Here is a 17769-nt window from a genome sequence, read left to right as displayed (position 1 = left end):
TCAACCGTGCCAACTTCGAAGTGCCCACCCGCCAACGTTGGGACCGTGCAGTACCTGACCGGGCTGCTGCCACGCTGTTACAGGCACGTCGCGGAATTGTTGGGATTTCGAAGCCCCAGGCACCGCAGGGCAAGGGCGGCGGGCAACTGTCGCATCGGTGTTACAGGTGGCGTCGCGGTCTGCAACGGTGCCGCTTCAGCCACGAATTTCTTGACGCACTGCTCATTGCGCCGCCGTTTAGGGAAGCGCTAGGATCCGCCCAACAAAGGCCGCCCCGGTGGCCGTAGAGGTCCCGGCGGAGGGGCGGCACGCCGGCGATTGCCTGACAGCCCGCCGACGGTGTCCGGATGCTGGGGGAAGCATGGCAGCGGTCCCGGAAGCTTCTGCATCACGTTGCGTACTCTGGTTCGGCCAGCCGCTGGCGAACGAGCGCAGCGCGCTGGCAGCTGCGGGCTGGTATGTGCGCAGCATCCATCCCGATCCCACCATGGCGATTGGCCTGCGCGGGCGCGATCGCCTGCTTGCCGTGCTGGATCTTCGCCATCTGGATTCAACGGCTTTGCAGCTGCTCACCTCCTGGATGGAGCAGCATCTGCATCTGCCCTGGTTGGCGGTGCTTCCACCCGGCGCCGCCGTTGTACCTCCGATGTGGTTGCCGCTGCTGGCGCGCTGCCAAGGGCGGTTCACTCTGCCGTTCGGGCTGCAGGAGCTGGTCTGCGCGATACGCCAGCAGTTCGATGCGGATGATCCGTCGATCGATGAGGCCTGTGGCGGGCACGGGCCACGTGCCCTGATTGGAGAAAGTCCTGCGCTGCATGCGGTGCGCACGGTGCTGCACAAGTTCGCACCGGTGGAACTGCCGGTGCTGGTCACCGGCGAGACCGGTACAGGCAAGGAGTTGGCGGCACATGCGCTGCACGCGCTGTCGGGACGCGCGGGCAAGCCGTTCATTGCGGTCAACTGCGGGGCCATTCCGGCCAACCTGGTGCAGTCGGAGCTGTTCGGTCACGAACGTGGCTCGTTCACCGGCGCCGACAAGCGGCAGATCGGCGTGTTCGAGTCCGCGCACGGAGGCACGGTGTTTCTGGATGAAGTGGGTGACCTGCCGGCCGAAGCTCAGACCAGTCTGCTGCGCGTGCTGCAGGAGGGAACCTTCGAGCGCGTGGGGAGCAGCCAGCCCCTGCGCGCAGACGTGCGGGTGCTTGCTGCTACCCACGTCGAACTGGAGCACGCGGTGGCGCAGGGGCGGTTCCGCAGCGATCTCTACTACCGTCTGAACGTGCTGCGCCTGCTGATGCCACCGCTGCGCGAGCGCGGTGCCGACGTGCAGTTGCTGGCCGAACACTTCCTGCGCTGCTTCCGGCTGCGGCACAGCGTACGTGCACGTGGTTTCTCGCCAATGGCGCTGCAGGCGATGCGGCGTTTCGGTTGGCCAGGCAATGTTCGCGAGCTGCTCAATCGGGTACAACGGGCGGCGATCATGGCCGAAGGTGAACTGATAAGCGAGCGTGACCTGGAGCTGGGGGAGCCGGTACAGGCGCTGCCCAGCGCCATGCTGCACGATGCCCGGGGCCAGGCCGAGCGCGATGTGCTGCTGCAGACCCTGCGCCAGACCGGCTACAACGTCTCCGAGTGCGCGCGGCAGATGCAGATCTCGCGGGTGACGGTGTACCGGCTGTGCCGCAAGCACCGGCTGGAGCTGCCTGCGCAGCGTTGAGCCGGGTTGACGCCGCAGGACGCTCCGCCCACGCTTCGGCCAACGCCCTTTGCATTGCCATGCGTGCGAGATGAACCAGAGCCCCGAACTGCTGCGACGCCTGCTGCGTGCCAAGGACCGGATGGATCTGGCCAGCCATGAGGAATGGCCGGTCACGCGCCTGGCCGAGGTCAGCGCCGTGTCACCCGCGCATTTCGCGCGCTCGTTCAAGCAGGCATTCGGTCTGCCGCCGCATCGCTACCTGCTCAGCCGCCGCATCGAGCGTGCCGTAGCGCTGCTGCGTGACACCGACCTGCCGGTTACGGAGATCGCTGCGCAGACCGGCTGGAGCAGCCTGGGCACCTTCGGCCGCATCTTCCGTGACATCACCGGCGACAGCCCCGGCAATGTGCGTGAGCGTGAGCGCGCAGGCCCGGCGGCTTCTTCCAGCGTGCCGGAATGCCACGCACGTGCCGCGCAACGACCGGACCTGAACATCGCAGTTTTGGAGAAGCGTCGCCGCGAGGCAGTTGCTAACGTGGACCCCTCCTGAGGGAGGTCCCATGACGAACACTGTGAACACGGTCGGCCTGTATGTGCGCGACCAGGATGAAGCACTCGCATTCTACGTTGGCAAGCTCGGCTTCGAAGTGCATACCGATGTACGCAACGGCAGTTACCGCTGGCTGACGGTACGCAGCCCGGGCCAGGACGGTTTCCAGCTGGGCCTGTTCGCGCCAGGCCCGCCCACCCACGACGCAGCCACGGCGCAGGCGTTGCGGCAGCTGGTGGCCAAAGGCGCAATGCCGCCGCTGGTGCTGGCCGTGGATGACTGCCAGGCGCGCTATACGCAATGGCTGGCACAGGGCGTGGAATTCACCCAGGAGCCGATCGAGCGCTATGGCGCCGTGGACGCCGGATTCCGCGACCCATCGGGCAATGGCTGGAAGATGATCGAGGCCCGTTCCGAGGCGAGGCGCCGGCAATGAGCCGCGGTGCCTGGGCACGGCCCGTGCATCGTTGGACCTCGATCATGTTCACCCTGGCCGTGGTCGCCAACTTCGTGGCGCGTGGGTTGGGGCAGGGCGAGCCTGCGGCGTGGATCACCTATTGGCCGCTGCCGCCACTGTTCCTGCAACTGTTCACCGGCCTGTACCTTTTCGCGTTGCACTACACCGGAAAGCGCCGCAGCGCCGCACTGGGCGCTGCGGGCTGAGCAGGGTCAGGCGACGGTATCCACTGCGTAGGCGGCAAGCAGGGCGGGCAGCTGGTCCATGCGCTGGAAGATCGCCTGCGCACCTGCGGCACGCAGCGCCTCCGGCGTACTGTGGTGCGGACCGCCTTCACTGAAGCCGAACACGGTGGCGCCTGCGGCAACGCCCGCAGTGGCGCCGGTCACGGTGTCCTCGATCACCGCGCAGCGCTTCGGATCCACGCCCAGCGCTGCGGCCGCGGCCAGATAGACATCCGGGTGCGGTTTGGTATTGGGCATGTCCTGGCCACTGAACACATGGGCACCGAAGGCATCAAGGATGCCGACCTTGCCCAGCTGCAGCTTCACCTTGTGCAGATCGGCGCCGGAGGCACAGGCGATGCGCCCGCCGGTGGCGGCGCTGATCGCGCGCACAGCCTCAGGTGCGCCCTGGATCGCAACCAGGTCACGCTCCAGCGCCCGGTTGCGCTGCTGGCGGAATTCTTCCAGCCATTCCTCGGTGAACGGCTTGCCGGTGCGCTCTTCGATCAGGCCGGCCAGATGGGCCACGGACTGGCCCAGGAACACCTCGCCAGCCTGCGCCGGAGTCAGCGGCCAGCCGCGCTCGGTCAGCATTTCCGAAAGCACGCGGGCCACCAGTGGCTCGGAATCGACGAGCACGCCGTCGCAGTCGAACAGCACGGCATCGAAGGGGAAACGGGACATCTACAACTCCTGGAGCATGCGGTGGTGCAATTGCCCTTCATTTTCCCACAGCTGTCCTGGCGTGGCACCCCGACCAGGTGCCGCCCATTCCCGCCGGTCCGATCAACCCAGATCACACCCGGCCGGCTGCGGCCAGGTGCTGGCCGGCAGCATGTTCTTCAGCGAGGCCGGAGCGTTGATCGCCACGTAGCTCGCACCCAGCAGCTCCTCCAGATCGGCGATGGTCACCAGATAGCTGTCCAGGCTTCCCAGATTGGCTTCGTTGGGAATGATCCAGCTGATCGCCTTGGCCGTGCCGGTGTTCGGGTCGCGGGTGATGATGGTCTTCCAGAAGAACTCCGGCGTCGGGATGCCGTGACTGGAAAGGAAGTAGTCGTTGGAGGCATCGCCGTAAACCACGCCACCATAGACGTCCACCGGCGCGATGTCGCGGTAGCACTCGGCCACATTCTCGGCCTTCACCCAGATGCCCTGGTTGAAGCTGGACACCTGCGGAACGATGTTGGTCATGTAGTTGGCGCGACGGATGTAGGTCGCGTTGTAGTCCATGTGGTTGGAGGTGACCAGATGTCCGCGGTCATAGCCGGATTTGATGCTGGCATACGAGGCCGTGCTGGTCTGGCCCAGGCAGCCGGCGGGCAGGTCCGGGTCCTTGTAGAAGCTGGAGGGGCGCGCTTCCGAGCCGGTGTCTGCGGTGAGCGTGTATTCGTAGCGGGTGGCGCTGTGGATGCTGCAGTCGTAGGTGAGCACGAAGCCGCCCTTGTTGAGGGTGACGACCTGGGCCTGGGCAGCACCGGCGACGGCGCTGAGGACGAACGCGAAGAAGAAGCTTGCAAGGCGCATTGCGGTTCTCCAGCAGAAGTTCAGGGCGCAGCCGTCCGCCACGACCGGGCCGGGGCGAAGTCATGGAAGGACGTTGCGGAGACGGGTGCTGCGGATTGCGGTGGGACGTGACCGCGATGACAGGGCCGTGGAGGCCGTGCGGTGTCGTAAGCGTCACAAGCTGTCGTCTTTCGGTCAACGACGAAAAGACGAAGCTGTGACAGCGCGCAAGCACTGGCGATGTGTCAGATGGAGCAGGGCGTGGCTGAAACGCAGGCGTGCTAGGGCATCGCGATGCCTGCAGCTGTCGTCAGGGGGTCGCCTTCAACACGTAGTCGCCATTGCGCGTTCCCGGCACCAGCGACCATCCCGGTTTCAGGGTCAGCGACCACCCCGGCCCCTGTAGCGATGGGTCAGTACTTGTGGGCGCCTGCACGAACACGGCCTTCCAGTCGCTCTGCATCAACGCTCCGTCGGTGACGTCCAGGCTGCCCCAGGTGTCGGTCAGCCGCATCGTTGGATACACCGTTCCACGGCCTGGCAACGGCTGCATCGCGTTGGGGTTGAACTCGATGCGCATGCTGCGCAGGTCCAGGCGCACCACCGGGCCTGTCACGAAGCGCGCACGATTGTGTTCCAGCTGTGCCAGGCGCTGCTGTTGGCGCAGCGTTTCGGCGTCGCGCAATGCCGGCCCGTCGTAGCGCGCGGCAGCGGCCCGCAATGCGGTCACGTCCGTCTGCGGAGGGGCACCGGTCGCTTCGGCCAGATGCGTGCCGAGGTCCCGGGCGCGGTGGGCGAGAGTGCTGCGCCAACCGGGGGCCGCCTGGTCCAGCAGCAGGCCATAGGCCGGGCCGGTGGCGTAGGCGAAAGAGCGGACGAAGCTGGGATCAGCAACGTGCGCCCGGAGGTCATGCAGCGCCGCCTGGACGCGTGTCGCGGGCGATGGGTTGCCGACGACCACGCCGGTGTACTCGGCCAGGCCTTCGTTCAATTCCAGCGCTGCTTCCTCCTGCGCGGCCGCAGGGAACTGGCGGTGGCGCTCGGCGCGGAATGCAAGCGCATCCATCATCGCAGTGTGCTGCGCCACTGCATCGGTGGCCGCGAGCGCATCCGCCAGTGCGCGCCATTCCAACTGCAGCCAGTAGCGCCCTTCAAGCGTGTCGAGGTGTTCGTTTCCGCCTTCGGTTGGCGCGATGATGGGCAATGCCGGTTGCAGGCGATGGAACATTTCGTGAGCCAGCAGCGTACTGCGCCTGGACAGGTTCTGCGGCAATGGCCAGAGCAGTTGCGTCCAGCGTGTGCCGGACCAGTCCACGGCGGTGTTGGCGACGATCGCATCAGACGGAAGTTGGCCTACGAACACGTTGCCGCGCTCCTTCAGCGCACCCTGTGCGTCTGCGTGCGAGGCGATGACCTGCCGGCTCCCTGGATCAACCAGCATCATCGGCCCACATAGGGATTGTCCCCACAGCTGGCCGCCATCGGCATGGCACAGCCGCCTTGCTTCGCTGAAGATTCCGCTCGCGTCGGCTTCGGCAATCGGTGATTCAACGGACCATGCCGGTCCTGCTGCACAGGCAACACAGGCAATCAGTGCGGTGCGGAGAATATTCATGGCATCCGTGCGTTGATGGGCGCAGGCAGTCATAGCACTGGACACCGTTGTCCTTCAACGAGGGGCAACGAACGCGTTGTCGCGTCGGCAGCCCTGGCTATCACTACGCCTTGCAGAAGCGCATCCATACTTTCGCGTACTGATCTCTGCCTTGCAGTTGTCACGAAAAACTGTGCGCCACGTCAAATTTTAAGGTAGTGTCGATTCCGCTGCCGGGGCGCAGCGGGGTGCAAGGCGTCGGGGACTACGCGCCGCACCCGCAATTGAAGCACCAGACATCACAGCGCCGGCGCTGACGCCGGCGTGCATCTCGGGCTTTCAATGAAAAGGGGTATTCGATGCGCAATGCATGGATCAAACGAAGCAAATGGGTTGCACTGACCCTGGTGGCGGGTGCCGCATTGGCCGCCGCTGCCGTGGGCATACGCAGTACCGGCGCCCAGTCGAAGACAGGCAATCCCTCGGTGGACGCACGCGCCGGCAATCCGTCCGGGCCTGCGGCAAGCGGTCCGGGCAGCGGCTTCGCCGAGCTCTCCAACCGCTACATCGTGGTCTATCGCGAGGAGCCACTGGCCACCTACAAGGGCGACATCCAGGGCCTCGCGGCACCGGAACGCATGCGCCCCTCCGCCAGCGCCGCGCGTGCAGCGGCGGCCACCGGCAATGCGCCGACACCGCGCATCGCTGTAAGGGGTGCACGCTCGCAGGACTATGTGCGCTTCCTCGCTGACCGCCAGGTACAGCACGAGGCCCGCATCAATGCCGCGCTGGGCCGCAGCGTGAAGGTCGAACGGCGCATGCAGCATGCGATCAACGCATCGGTGCTGCAGATGAATCCGCAGGAAGCAGAGCGCGTGCGCGCACTTCCCGATGTGCAGCTGGTCGAGGAGTACAGGGAGTATGAGCAGGACACCGACGTCGGTCCAGGGTTGATCGGCGCACCTGCGCTGTGGAACGGCACACCTACGCCGTTCCGTGGCGAAGGTGTGGTGGTCGGCGTCATCGACTCGGGCATCAACTTCGGCAGCCCGGCCTTCACCGCCCGTGCCGAGGATGGCTACGAGCACGTCAATCCGCTGGGCGCAGGAAACTACCTCGGTACCTGCGCGCCGGGCGGCATCGACGAAGGTCGCTGCAACAGCAAGCTGATTGGCGGCTACGACTTTGTCTGCGGTGCGCCGGGCAACCAGTGCGGCGTTGCGGATGTGCGCGAGGAGCCTGGTTTTGGTGACACCAACGGTCATGGCAGCCATACCGCTTCCACCGCCGCTGGCAACCCGCACACTGCGTCCTACCGTGGCAACCAGATCCACATTTCCGGTGTTGCGCCGCGCGCCAACATCATCGCCTACGACGCCTGCTACACCGAGGTCTCCACCGGGCGCGGCTTCTGCCCCAACACCTCGACGCTGGCAGCGGTCAACCAGGCTCTCGCCGACGGCGTGGTCGACGTCATCAATTACTCCATTGCCGGTGGTACCGCGCCGTGGGGAGAGGCGGTCTCGCTGGCCTTCCTCAATGCATCCGATGCCGGCATCTACGTGGCCACCTCGGCCGGCAACTCCGGCCCGGGTCCGAACACGATGGGCCATCTGGAACCCTGGACCGGCAGCACTGCGGCGGCCACGCATGGCCGCGGCGACATCGTGCTGTTCGCTGCGGTCAGCGGCCCCGGCAGCGTGCCGCCGGCGCTCACTGCCATCCTGCTGACCGAAGGCTCGGGCGGCGTGCCGTTCGCAACGCCGATTCCTGCAACCACGCCGCTGCGTGTCAGTGCAGGCATCGACAGTGCCAACGATGGCTGCGCGGCGTTCCCGGCCAACACCTTCCAGGGCGCCGTTGCGGTGATCCGCCGTGGTTCGTGCAACTTCAGCGACAAGGTCAACAACGCCGCTGCGGCGGGAGCGATCGCCGTGCTGATCGGCAACAACCAGCCGGCTCCCATCCTGCCCAACGTGGCCGGGGCGACCATTCCCGCCTTCGCCATCGACCAGTCGGACGCCGATGCACTGCGGACCTTTGCGTCGAGCGTTGGCAACAACGCCACCGCCGGCATTGCCTATCCGGCCAGCAAGATCAGCAATACGCCGGATGTGCTGGGTGATTTCAGTTCACGCGGCCCTGCCGGAATCTTTGATCTGGTCAAGCCGGACGTGACCGCTCCGGGCGTGCGCGTGCTGGCCGTGATCGCCGGCAATGAGGTGACCGGCTCGGAGAACGCCGTCGGCCTGATGGACGGCACCTCGATGGCATCACCGCATCACGCTGGTGCCGCCGCGCTGCTGCGCCAGGCGCGTCCTGACTGGACCGTGCAGGAGACACGCTCGGCATTGATGATGACCGCACGCCAGGAGGTGCTGAAGGAAGATGGTGTCACTCCGGCCGACGCGTTCGCGATGGGCGCGGGCCGCATCCAGGTGGACCAGGCACTGCGGGCAGGGCTGGTGCTGAACGAGACCAAGGCCAACTTCCTGGGGGCCAATCCGGCCAATGGTGGTGAAGTGTCGTCGCTCAACATCGCCAGCCTGGGCAAGCGCAGTTGCCCCGACAGCTGCAGCTTCACCCGCGTGTTCCGCAATGTGCTGCCGACCCGGCAGACGTGGACCGCGAAGGTGCAGGGTCTGACTGCGGTCGTCTCGCCATCGGTGTTCACCCTGGCGCCAGGTGAAAGCAAGTCGGTGCGGATCATCGTCACCACTGGTTCGGTACCGAACGATGGCAGCTGGCGCTTTGCCAGGCTGACCCTGGCGCCGCAGGGGGGTGATACCAGCCAGCCACTGCTGCGCCTGCCGATCGCCGTGTCGGTGCCGCCGCCGCAGATTGCCGCCACGCCGCCGTTGAACACGCTGACCCTGCCAACCGGTGGCAGCGGCGCGGTAAACCTGCAGATCGCCAATACCGGCGGTTCACCGCTGGAATGGCAGATCGACAATTCCGGAGTGGGCACCCGTACGCTGGTGGCGCAGGCGGCGAACAACGCCAATGGACGGCGCTCGACGCGCTTCACCGATGCCGCGACGGTGGGAGCGCGTGCACAGCTCGCCGCCGATGACTTCACCCTTGGCGAGGCCACCGGCATCACCCGCATCGTCGCTGACGGCTTCGTCAACGGTGGCACGCTGGCGACATCGACCAACATCAACTGGTCGATCTACCGTGATGTCGGCGGCAATCCGGAGGGCAATCCTGAATCGAGCCCGCAGTTGGCGGTGTGGACCTATACCTCCACCGTCAGTGGGCCGGGTGTAAGAACGTCGGCCACGCTGGCCACGATCAACCTGGACATGGCCGCGGCGGGCCAGAACGTGAACCTGCCCGCAGGCCGCTACTGGCTGGTGGTCTCGGTGCGTGCGCCTCTGGCCACCAGCTGGTTCTGGTTCAACGCGACCAGCGGCGACAACGTGTACCGCGGCGCGATCATCAACCCGGATGGCAGCGGTGCCTGGTCCGCCACCACCGGCGCACCAGGGCTGGCGTATGGGTTGGGCGGAAGCAACGCCTGCGGCGCCGGCTGGATCGGCACACCGACCCGCGCCCTGGGCCGCATCTCCGCAGGCGGCAGCCAGAGCACGCAGGTGCAGATCAATGCCAGCGGCCTCGCGCCGGGCAGCTATTCGGGCTTCGTCTGTGTCGGCAGCAATGACCCGAGCACGCCGAAGACCGCTGTCCGTGTCGCCCTGACCGTAACGCCGTAAGGCGCCTGCAGCATCCCGGCCGCCCCTGTGCAGGGGCGGCCGGTTTCCCACCGTTCCCGGCGCCTGCCGGGAACCCTTCCTGATGGACCTCGGGGGTACCGTGAAGACGATGCACAAGCACATCCTTGCCGTGGCACTGGCCATGGCAACCGCACCGGCGTGGGCCGGTGATACCTGCCAGCTGGACGATGGCTTCGGCGGCGTGTCCAATGGTGGCGCCAGCGCCGGTGGTGCCGCCTCGCTGGCCTGTGGCAGTGGCGCCGATGCCAGCGGTGATCTATCGGCGGCCGTCGGCACCGGGGCCAGTGCCAGCGGCACCGGCAGTACGGCCATCGGTGCAGCCAGCAGCGCCTCCGGCGATCAGAGCGCTGCCGTGGGAGTGGGCGCCTCGGCCTCCGGCGCCAACAGTGCGGCGATCGGCGACAGTGCCACCGCCAGTGGTGACTTCAGCAGTGCCAGTGGCTCGGGCAGCTCCGCAACGGGTTCGTTCTCCACCGCCTCAGGCGCTGGCAGCAACGCCACGGGCGAAAACAGCACCGCGCTCGGCAGCTTGTCCGAAGCCAGTGGCAACAACAGCAGCGCCGTGGGCAATGGTGCCATCGCTTCTGCGAACGACAGTGTTGCACTGGGCAACGGCTCCGTCGCCGACCGTGCCAACTCGGTGTCGGTGGGCAGCGCCGGCAACGAACGCCAGTTGACCAACGTGGCCGCCGCCACACAGGGCACCGATGCGGTGAACCTCAACCAGATGAACACCGCCAACGCCAATACGCTGTCCTCGGCCAACAGTTATGCCGATGCGCGGGCCACGGCGACCATCAACTCCGTCAACGCCTACACCGATGCGAGCAGCGCCGCGGCAGTGACGACCTCCAAGGCCTACACCGATGCCAGCAGCGCAACCACGCTCTCTTCGGCCAACTCCTATACCGATACGAAGTCCGCACAGGCGGTGACGACGGCCAATGCCTACACCGACCAGCGCCTGGCGCAGTTCGCGCTGGACAACAACGGGTTGAAACAGGAGATGGAGCGCCGCCTGCGCCACCAGGACCAGCGGATCGATCGCATGGGCGCAATGAGTTCGGCGATGTTGAACATGGCCATCAACGCTGCCGGCTCGCAGAGCCCGCGCGGTCGCATTGCCGTGGGTGCCGGCTTCCAGGGGGGCGAGCAGGCGCTGTCGATCGGCTACGGCAAGCGCATTGGCGAACGCGCCTCCTTCTCACTGGGGGGCGCCTTCAGCAATGGCGAGAAGTCGGCAGGCATGGGTTTCGGCGTGGATCTGTGACGTGATGATGGGGCAGGGGGCGGCCTTCGCCCCCTGTTCAGCCAACAACCGCTGCGAACGTGCAGCAAACGTCATGCTGCGTCGCAAGGTGCCACCCACCATTCGCACTGGTACGGTCCAACCCGTTGCACCACCACCGACGGGGAGAGACGACGATGCGCAAGGTATTGCTGCTGTTGATCCTGCTGACCGGCCTGGCGCCGACCGCCTGGGCCGCCACGGTCACGACCACCCATCGCACCATTCCCAGCTGGGATGGAACGCCTCTCGGGGCCTTCGTCATCGAACCGCAGGACGCGGGCAGCGGACGCTATCCGCTGCTGGTGATGCCCAGCAGCTGGGCGGTGCCCAGCGTGGAGTACGTGGGGGTGGCGCAGTCGCTGGCGCGGCGCGGCTATGTGGTGATCAGCTACAGCTCGCGTGGCTTCTGGGAATCCGGCGGCAGCATCGACATCGCCGGCCCAGCCACGGTCGAAGATGTCAGCGCCCTGATCGATTGGGCGCTGGACAACACCCGCGCCGACCCGGCCCGGATCGGCGTTTCGGGCATCTCCTACGGCGCGGGCACCAGCCTGCTGGCGGCGGCACGCGATCCGCGCATCAAGGCCGTGGCAGCGCTCAGTGGCTGGGCCGATCTGCAGGCGTCGCTCTACAGCAACGACACCCCCAGCGCACAGGGCATCGCCCTGCTGGTGGCGGCCGGACTGGTGACCGGACGTGCCGGCTCGGAGCTGGCCACGATCAACCGCAATGTGCTGGTCGGCAACTACCAGGGCGCGGTGGATTCGCTGCTGCCGGTGGCGGCGCAACGCAGTCCTGCGGCCAGCATCGACGAGATCAACGCCAACCAGCCGGCGGTGTTCCTGGCCAACGCCTTCAACGACAGCCTGTTTCCGCCGGGCCAGCTGGTTGACTTCTTCAACCGGCTGAAAGGCCCGAAGCAGCTGCAGCTGCGCCACGGCGACCACGCGCTCAACGAAGCGCTCGGTGCACTGGGCATTCCCAACGAAGTCTATGACCAGGTGGGTGATTGGTTCGATCACTATCTGAAGGCAGTGGCCAACGGCGTCGACCGCCAGCCGGCGGTGCAGCTGAAGTCACAGAAGGGCAGCTGGAGCCGTTACCCGGACTGGCAGGCGACCAGCAAGGGCGCCGTCAGCTACGGCCTGACCGCACCCTCTGGTTTGCTGCTGCCGACCGGCGGCCTGGCCGAGAACGGTGGCGCTACCGGCTGGAACTACCGCATCGGCAGCGGGTTGCTGACTGCGGCCAATTCCGGCGTGGCGATGGCCTCCGGTGCGCTGCAGATGATCAACCTGCCGCCGGGTGCCTACGTGCCGTTTGTTGGCCGCAGTGCCGCCGGTGTCTGGCAGGGGCCGATCCAGTGGAGCGCCAAACGCCTGGACGGTGCGCCGGAAGTGCGCCTGACGGTCACGCCCAGCCGCACCAACACCACGCTGTACGCCTACCTGTACGCCGAGGATGTGCTGGGCAATGGCCAGTTGATCAGCCACAAGCCGTACACGTTGCGCGGTGCCACGCCGGGCCAGGCGAAAACGCTTGACCTGCGGCTGGAGGCGAGCAGCTGGAACCTTCCAGCCGGCAGCCGCCTGACCCTGGTGGTTGATACCGTGGACCTGCGCTATGCGGGCATCAGCCAGCTGGGTGGGGCGGTGACCTTCAGCTCGCCGGCCAATGCGCCTTCGGTGTTGAAGGTGCCGCTGCATTGATGTGGTGTCGTGCCCGTTGCGGCGGGCACGGTACGCCGGCGCGGAAAGCTGCGAGACTGGAGGTCGATCCAGTGGAGGGATGAATCCATGGCCATTGCATGGCTGCTGCTGGGTGCACTGCTTGCTGCACCTGCCACGCAAGACGCGTCTACCAACGGGTCGAGTACGCTGTTGAAGGATCTGGAGGCTGCCGATGCGGCGATGCGCAGCAGCCATCCAGGGGCCGTTGACCGGCAGAATCCCGGATTTGGTGCGCAGCTGGCCGATGCACTGGCTCTGGCACGCTCACGCGCTGGAAAGGCTGACAGCTTCGCTGGGTACTGGTGGGCCATGAAGGGCTATGCGGCCTCCTTCAACGATGGGCATGTCAGCCTCAACGCGCTTGCCGATGCTCCCGATCTTCCAACGCAGTGGCCCGGCTTCCTGACCGGCTTCGACGGCGACACGCAGGTGGTCATGACCGTGGACGGTGGCCGAGGCCATCCGCCACTGGGGGCGCGATTACTGTCGTGTGATGGCACCGATGCACAGACGCTGGCTGCGCGCCGGATCGGGGACTTCAACGGGCGCTGGAACCTGCAGGCCAGCCGCATCCACGGCGGCGGTGAAGTATTGCTGGAGCAGGGCAATCCTTACGTGCCGGCATTGCGAACCTGCGTATTCCAGGTGGATGGACGCGAAAAATCCTATGCACTGCAGTGGCAGCCGCTGCAGGCGGCACAGCGCAAGGAGCGGTTGGCCGACACCCGACGCAGCTTCCGCCCGGCCAATGGCTGGCACACCATGCCCGATGGCGGCTACTGGATCACCACCAGCAGCTTCAATGCCGACCCCACGGAGCAGAACTTCAAGGAACTGACCGCGCTGCTTGAGCAGCTCGCTCCGAAAGCCGAAGCACTGCAGCAGGCACCATCGGTGGTGCTGGACGTGCGTGGCAACAGTGGCGGTGGGTCGCACTGGAGCATCGAACTGGCGCGATTGATCTGGGGCCGTGCCGCCGTGGACGCGCTGCCCGAACACAGCTGGGTGGAGTGGCGGACCTCCGAGGCCAACATCGCCCAGTTGCGCAGCTTCCTGCAGAAGCTGGAACAGGCGCCCGACGCGTCGCCAGAGCTGCGTCGCATGCTGGAATCGGTGACGGCGGGCATGACGCAGGCACGCAGCCGGGGTGAGGCATTGTGGCGCGAGCCATCCGAAGCCGGGGCAGATACAGCATCAACCGCGGGCACGGCCGCACCTCTGCGCAAGGGCAGGGTGGTGGTCGTGGCTGATGCCGCCTGTGGGTCGGCCTGCCTGGATGCGCTGGACCTGTGGAAGCGGCTGGGCGCGGTACAGGTGGGCGTCGAGACCTCGGCCGACAGTCTCTACATGGACGTGCGGCCGGAACGGCTGCCGAGCGGGCTGGCCAGGATCTCGGTGCCGATGAAGGTGTTCCGGGGGCGGGTGCGTGGTTCGAATGAACCGCACGTGCCCGATCATCGCTATACGGGCGACATGCGCGACACCCCGGCCCTGGAAGCGTGGCTGTCGACGCTGTGAGCGCGCGCAGGGCCTTGTGCGGGGCTGAATCCCGAAGGAGAAGGAAGATCGCATGAATAACCCGTCACCCACTCCCGCCAGGTCGCCATCGCAGGCCGGAGCCTTCCGTCGCTGGATGCTGACACTCGGTGCGTTGCTCGTCGTGGCGCTGATGATGTATCTGGTTGGCTTGCTTGTGCCGCTGGCCAGGCCGAGCGGCATGTACGCCGGGATGGGGGTGATGATGTTGCTGCCGATCCTGTTGCTCTGCATGGCACTGGCGGCAGTGCTGGGTGCCACGGTGGTTGCGGCGGTTGCCTGGTGGGTGGGCGTACGGCGGATCGGGCTTGGGCTGGTTCTGTTGCTTGCCGCAGGTGTCAGCGCGGTCAGTTTCTTCGCGGGTTTTGATTCGCCATGGTTCGACCCTTCACCGGCGTCGAGCGTTGGGCGCTGAGTACAGTGAACTACAGCGAAATCAGCGCCGGACGTCGAACTGCTCGCTCTCCAGCAGCGCCCAGACCTCGGCCTCGCGCACGGGACTGAAGTCTCCAGGAATGGAGTGTTTCAGCGCACCTGCCGCCAGACCGAAACGCACGGTGCTCTCCGCATCGAACCCGGACGCCAGGCCGTGCAGGATGCCCGCGGCGAATGCATCACCGCCGCCGATCCGGTCAACGATGCCGGGCAGTGGCCGTGAGGGCGCCTGCGCACGGGTTCCGTCGCGCCCCAGCAGCAACGCGCCCAGTACATGATGGTCGGCACTGACCAGCTCGCGGTGGGTGCAGGCCAGGTACTGCAGCTGCGGAAACGCCGCGAACGCGGCCGCTGCAGCGGCCTCGGTCCGCGCGATGGATGTGTCCTGGGCGAAGCACAGCCCCAGCACCAGTTCGATGTCGCGATGGTCGGCAAAGACGATATCCGCCTCGGCGAACAGCTCCCGCAGGATGGCGGCGGCGTTGCCGCCCCACCGCTGCCAGAGTGACGGGCGATAGTTGCCGTCGAAGGACACGCGCACGCCCGCCCTGCGCGCGGCACGTACGGCGACCAATACGCATTCGGCGACATTGACGCCAAGGGCAGGACTGACGCCGGAGACGTGCAGCCACTGCGCATCACGCAGCAGCGTCGGCCAGTCATGCTCGGCTGCGGTACCGTTGGCGAATGCCGAACCCGCACGGTCATAGACCACTTCGCTGGACCGCTGCAGCGCGCCGGTGGCCAGGAAGTACAGCCCCATGCGGTCGCGATCCACTTCGCGCACAGCGTCCACGCCCACGCCATGCCGCCGCAGCTCGGCCACCGCATGCCGCCCCAGCGCATTGCCAGGTACGGTGCTGACCATCTGCACGTCGTGGCCCAGACACGACAACGAGACGGCCACATTGGCTTCGGCGCCACCGACATGGACCTGCAGCTGCGGCGTCTGCAGCAGCAGCTCGCGGCCGGGCGCGCCCAGGCGCAGCAACAGCTCTCCGAAGCACACGATTCGGCTCATGGGGGTTCCTTCAGCGTGTGGCGCTGCAGCCAAGCATGCCCAGATCGATGGCATCGGCCATGCGCCGGTAGCCTTCGTCATTGGGATGCAGATGGTCGCGGGTGATATCGGCTGGCAGTGACTCCGGCACCTTCGGATCGCGCAGCGCCGCATCGAAGTCGATGGTGCCGTCGAAACCGGTGCGGCCGCTGCGTGCCCACTGGTTGATCGTGGTGCGGGTGGCGGCCGATACCGGCTCGTAGCGCTCCGAGCCGCCGAACGGGGTCAGCGTGCCCAGCCAGGCGCGGATGCCGTGCGCATGCAGCCGTGTTGCGACCTGCTGGTAACCCAGCAACATATCCGCCGCCGCGCGGCCGGGGACCGGCTGTGCACCTCCACCATGACGGATATCGTTGATGCCTTCGAACAGGATCACCTGATCGGCATCGGCCACCGCGATCACGTCGCGATCCAATCGTGACAGGGCGCTGTGGCTGCGGCCATGGTCGAGCAGCTTGTTGCCGCTGATGCCCTGGTTGAGCACCACGAACCGGTCCGGGCAGGCCTGCTGCAGGCGCTGCGCCAGGCGCTCGGGCCACTGGTTGAAGGTGCCACGGCGCGCGGTGGCGCCTTCCGTGATGGAATCGCCCAGCGCCACGATCACCTGTGGGCGCTCGGCACGCTGTACCAGCACCCCGGAGAACACGTTCTGCTGGTAGCTCAGATGCACACTGTCGGCGACAGCGTCCTGCTTTCCGTCCACCACCCGCACCTCGGTACGACGTACCGCAGGGCGGGTCGGTTGCGGAAAATAGGCGGTCACGCTGATGTCCTGCAACGCTGCCACCGGCATCTGCACCGGATCGCTCAGCAGCGCTGCACCCACCGGCACCTCGATGACCGCGCGGCCATCCACCGTTACCGGCAGCGGTGCGGCCTTGCCGTTCTTTACTCCCACGCGCAGGTCCTCGACCCGCAAGGGCGCCGTGCCGAGCTCGTTGCTGATACGCAGGCGCAATGCGTCCCCGCGGCTGCCGACGCGGATGTCCTGGCGCACGGTCTGTGCGGCGAACTGTACCGGTGCATCGGGCGCTCCGTCCTTGCGGTCGGGCGCGGGCGCGGCCGTCCAGGCAGTGACCCACACGGGGGCGGCCCACACAGCGGGCGCGGCCATGGCGGAGCAGAGCGTCAATGAAAACAGAAGTGTCCAGCGCTGCATGGGCAGGAGTCCGGTCAGGTGTCAGGAGAAGTAGGTGCCGCCGTTGACGTCCAGATTCGCACCGGTGATGAACGCTGCCGCGTCCGAGGCGAGGAATACAGCAGCGTCGGCGGCTTCGTCCGGCGCACCCTGGCGGCGCAGCGGGGTGGCGCCGGCAACAGCCGTACGCACTTCCGGCTTGGTGAACTGGTCATGGAAGCGGGTGGCGATCATGCCGCAGCACAGTGCATTCACGCGGATGCCCTTCGGACCCAGCTCCTTGGCCATGGCACGGGTGAAGGTCATTACTGCCGCCTTGGCGGTGGCGTAGATCGATGCGCCCGGGCCGCCGCCATCACGACCTGCCTGCGAGGCGAAATTGACGATGGCCGCGCCTTCGCCCATATGCGGTGCCACCGCGCGGGTGGTGAGGTAGGTGGAGGTGATGTTGAGGTCCATCACCGCGTGGAAGAACGCCGGATCGATCTCGGCCAATGGCCGCCGTTCTACCATGCCACCGGCCACATTCACCAGCAGGTCGATGCGTGGGCCGAACGCCGCCTGGGTAGCGGCTACCAGGCCGTCCACTGCCGCCACGTCGGTGACATCGGCGCGATGGGCGATCGCCTGGCCACCTGCCCGCTGGATCATCGCCAACGTTTCCAATGCACTGGCCTCGTCATTGGCGTAGTTGATGCAGACGCGTGCACCGGCGGCAGCCAGCTTGATCGAGACGGCGCGGCCGATATCGCGGCCACCGCCGGTGACAATGGCCACCTTGTCCTGGAACGACATGCGGGAAACTCCTTGGT

The 17769-nt window shown here is 66.7% G+C and carries 15 protein-coding genes; 9 read left to right on the top strand and 6 right to left on the bottom strand.

What is annotated here, in order from left to right; all coding sequences use genetic code 11:
- The first annotated feature begins 361 nt into the window (after positions 1 to 361).
- From ACJ7C5_RS07205 to ACJ7C5_RS07190, 4 genes are all read left to right on the top strand, one after another.
- Positions 362 to 1717, top strand: coding sequence for a sigma-54 interaction domain-containing protein (locus ACJ7C5_RS07205; protein ID WP_412703483.1), 1356 nt, complete (start codon positions 362 to 364; stop codon positions 1715 to 1717).
- A 70-nt stretch (positions 1718 to 1787) separates the two neighbouring features.
- The gene (locus ACJ7C5_RS07200) at positions 1788 to 2249 is read left to right on the top strand and encodes a helix-turn-helix domain-containing protein (protein WP_412703482.1); all 462 of its coding nucleotides are present in this window, start codon (positions 1788 to 1790) and stop codon (positions 2247 to 2249) included.
- 10 nt (positions 2250 to 2259) lie between these two features.
- Entirely contained in the window at positions 2260 to 2685 is a 426-nt protein-coding gene (locus ACJ7C5_RS07195; RefSeq protein ID WP_094001556.1) for a VOC family protein, read from the top strand.
- Positions 2686 to 2729: 44 nt separating this feature from the next.
- A complete protein-coding gene (locus tag ACJ7C5_RS07190) occupies positions 2730 to 2912 on the top strand; it encodes a hypothetical protein (protein WP_412703481.1) in 183 nt (60 codons plus the stop codon).
- Positions 2913 to 2918: 6 nt separating this feature from the next.
- On the opposite strand, the gene ACJ7C5_RS07185 is transcribed toward ACJ7C5_RS07190, so the two are convergent.
- The 3 genes from ACJ7C5_RS07185 to ACJ7C5_RS07175 all read right to left on the bottom strand — a co-directional run bounded on the left by ACJ7C5_RS07185 (position 2919) and on the right by ACJ7C5_RS07175 (position 6051).
- Complete coding sequence (locus tag ACJ7C5_RS07185; RefSeq protein ID WP_094001555.1) at positions 2919 to 3614, bottom strand: HAD family hydrolase; 696 nt, start codon at positions 3612 to 3614, stop codon at positions 2919 to 2921.
- A 102-nt stretch (positions 3615 to 3716) separates the two neighbouring features.
- Positions 3717 to 4457, bottom strand: a complete 741-nt coding sequence (locus tag ACJ7C5_RS07180; RefSeq protein ID WP_094001554.1) for a DNA/RNA non-specific endonuclease — start codon at positions 4455 to 4457, stop codon at positions 3717 to 3719.
- Positions 4458 to 4746: 289 nt separating this feature from the next.
- The gene (locus ACJ7C5_RS07175) at positions 4747 to 6051 is read right to left on the bottom strand and encodes a hypothetical protein (protein ID WP_412703480.1); all 1305 of its coding nucleotides are present in this window, start codon (positions 6049 to 6051) and stop codon (positions 4747 to 4749) included.
- A gap of 338 nt (positions 6052 to 6389) precedes the next feature.
- On the opposite strand from ACJ7C5_RS07175, the gene ACJ7C5_RS07170 reads away from it, so the two are divergent.
- The 5 genes from ACJ7C5_RS07170 (at position 6390) to ACJ7C5_RS07150 (ending at position 14739) form a co-directional block, all read left to right on the top strand.
- Complete coding sequence (locus ACJ7C5_RS07170; RefSeq protein WP_088026047.1) at positions 6390 to 9746, top strand: S8 family serine peptidase; 3357 nt, start codon at positions 6390 to 6392, stop codon at positions 9744 to 9746.
- A 109-nt stretch (positions 9747 to 9855) separates the two neighbouring features.
- Positions 9856 to 11037, top strand: a complete 1182-nt coding sequence (locus tag ACJ7C5_RS07165; RefSeq protein ID WP_232460663.1) for a YadA-like family protein — start codon at positions 9856 to 9858, stop codon at positions 11035 to 11037.
- 155 nt (positions 11038 to 11192) lie between these two features.
- Entirely contained in the window at positions 11193 to 12767 is a 1575-nt protein-coding gene (locus ACJ7C5_RS07160) for a S15 peptidase family protein (protein ID WP_412703479.1), read from the top strand.
- 87 nt (positions 12768 to 12854) lie between these two features.
- Positions 12855 to 14306 carry a S41 family peptidase gene (locus tag ACJ7C5_RS07155; protein WP_412703478.1) on the top strand — a complete coding sequence of 484 codons (1452 nt, stop codon included), beginning with the start codon at positions 12855 to 12857 and terminating at the stop codon, positions 14304 to 14306.
- 52 nt (positions 14307 to 14358) lie between these two features.
- Positions 14359 to 14739 (top strand): hypothetical protein, encoded by a 381-nt coding sequence (locus ACJ7C5_RS07150; RefSeq protein WP_412703477.1) that lies wholly within the window; start codon positions 14359 to 14361, stop codon positions 14737 to 14739.
- A gap of 21 nt (positions 14740 to 14760) precedes the next feature.
- Here the strand turns inward: ACJ7C5_RS07150 and ACJ7C5_RS07145 are convergent, their stop codons facing one another.
- The 3 genes from ACJ7C5_RS07145 to ACJ7C5_RS07135 form a co-directional block, all read right to left on the bottom strand.
- On the bottom strand, positions 14761 to 15780 hold the full coding sequence (locus ACJ7C5_RS07145) for a sugar kinase (protein WP_412703476.1): 1020 nt from the start codon (positions 15778 to 15780) through the stop codon (positions 14761 to 14763).
- Between the two features lie 10 nt (positions 15781 to 15790).
- Positions 15791 to 16933 carry a GDSL-type esterase/lipase family protein gene (locus ACJ7C5_RS07140; RefSeq protein ID WP_412703475.1) on the bottom strand — a complete coding sequence of 381 codons (1143 nt, stop codon included), beginning with the start codon at positions 16931 to 16933 and terminating at the stop codon, positions 15791 to 15793.
- A 66-nt stretch (positions 16934 to 16999) separates the two neighbouring features.
- Positions 17000 to 17752 (bottom strand): SDR family NAD(P)-dependent oxidoreductase, encoded by a 753-nt coding sequence (locus ACJ7C5_RS07135; RefSeq protein WP_412703474.1) that lies wholly within the window; start codon positions 17750 to 17752, stop codon positions 17000 to 17002.
- Positions 17753 to 17769 lie beyond the last annotated feature (17 nt).

This window comes from Nocardiopsis yanglingensis (genome assembly GCF_045809185.1).
GTDB lineage: Bacteria > Pseudomonadota > Gammaproteobacteria > Xanthomonadales > Xanthomonadaceae > Stenotrophomonas > Stenotrophomonas yanglingensis.
This window is presented reverse-complemented; position numbering and strand designations above follow the sequence as displayed.

Coding starts and splice junctions, on each gene's coding strand:
- ACJ7C5_RS07205 (WP_412703483.1), top strand. CDS start 362: ATGGCAGCGGTCCCGGAAGCTTCTGCATCACGTTGCGTACTCTGGTTC.
- ACJ7C5_RS07200 (WP_412703482.1), top strand. CDS start 1,788: ATGAACCAGAGCCCCGAACTGCTGCGACGCCTGCTGCGTGCCAAGGAC.
- ACJ7C5_RS07195 (WP_094001556.1), top strand. CDS start 2,260: ATGACGAACACTGTGAACACGGTCGGCCTGTATGTGCGCGACCAGGAT.
- ACJ7C5_RS07190 (WP_412703481.1), top strand. CDS start 2,730: ATGTTCACCCTGGCCGTGGTCGCCAACTTCGTGGCGCGTGGGTTGGGG.
- ACJ7C5_RS07185 (WP_094001555.1), bottom strand. CDS start 3,614: ATGTCCCGTTTCCCCTTCGATGCCGTGCTGTTCGACTGCGACGGCGTG.
- ACJ7C5_RS07180 (WP_094001554.1), bottom strand. CDS start 4,457: ATGCGCCTTGCAAGCTTCTTCTTCGCGTTCGTCCTCAGCGCCGTCGCC.
- ACJ7C5_RS07175 (WP_412703480.1), bottom strand. CDS start 6,051: ATGAATATTCTCCGCACCGCACTGATTGCCTGTGTTGCCTGTGCAGCA.
- ACJ7C5_RS07170 (WP_088026047.1), top strand. CDS start 6,390: ATGCGCAATGCATGGATCAAACGAAGCAAATGGGTTGCACTGACCCTG.
- ACJ7C5_RS07165 (WP_232460663.1), top strand. CDS start 9,856: ATGCACAAGCACATCCTTGCCGTGGCACTGGCCATGGCAACCGCACCG.
- ACJ7C5_RS07160 (WP_412703479.1), top strand. CDS start 11,193: ATGCGCAAGGTATTGCTGCTGTTGATCCTGCTGACCGGCCTGGCGCCG.
- ACJ7C5_RS07155 (WP_412703478.1), top strand. CDS start 12,855: ATGGCCATTGCATGGCTGCTGCTGGGTGCACTGCTTGCTGCACCTGCC.
- ACJ7C5_RS07150 (WP_412703477.1), top strand. CDS start 14,359: ATGAATAACCCGTCACCCACTCCCGCCAGGTCGCCATCGCAGGCCGGA.
- ACJ7C5_RS07145 (WP_412703476.1), bottom strand. CDS start 15,780: ATGAGCCGAATCGTGTGCTTCGGAGAGCTGTTGCTGCGCCTGGGCGCG.
- ACJ7C5_RS07140 (WP_412703475.1), bottom strand. CDS start 16,933: ATGGCCGCGCCCGCTGTGTGGGCCGCCCCCGTGTGGGTCACTGCCTGG.
- ACJ7C5_RS07135 (WP_412703474.1), bottom strand. CDS start 17,752: ATGTCGTTCCAGGACAAGGTGGCCATTGTCACCGGCGGTGGCCGCGAT.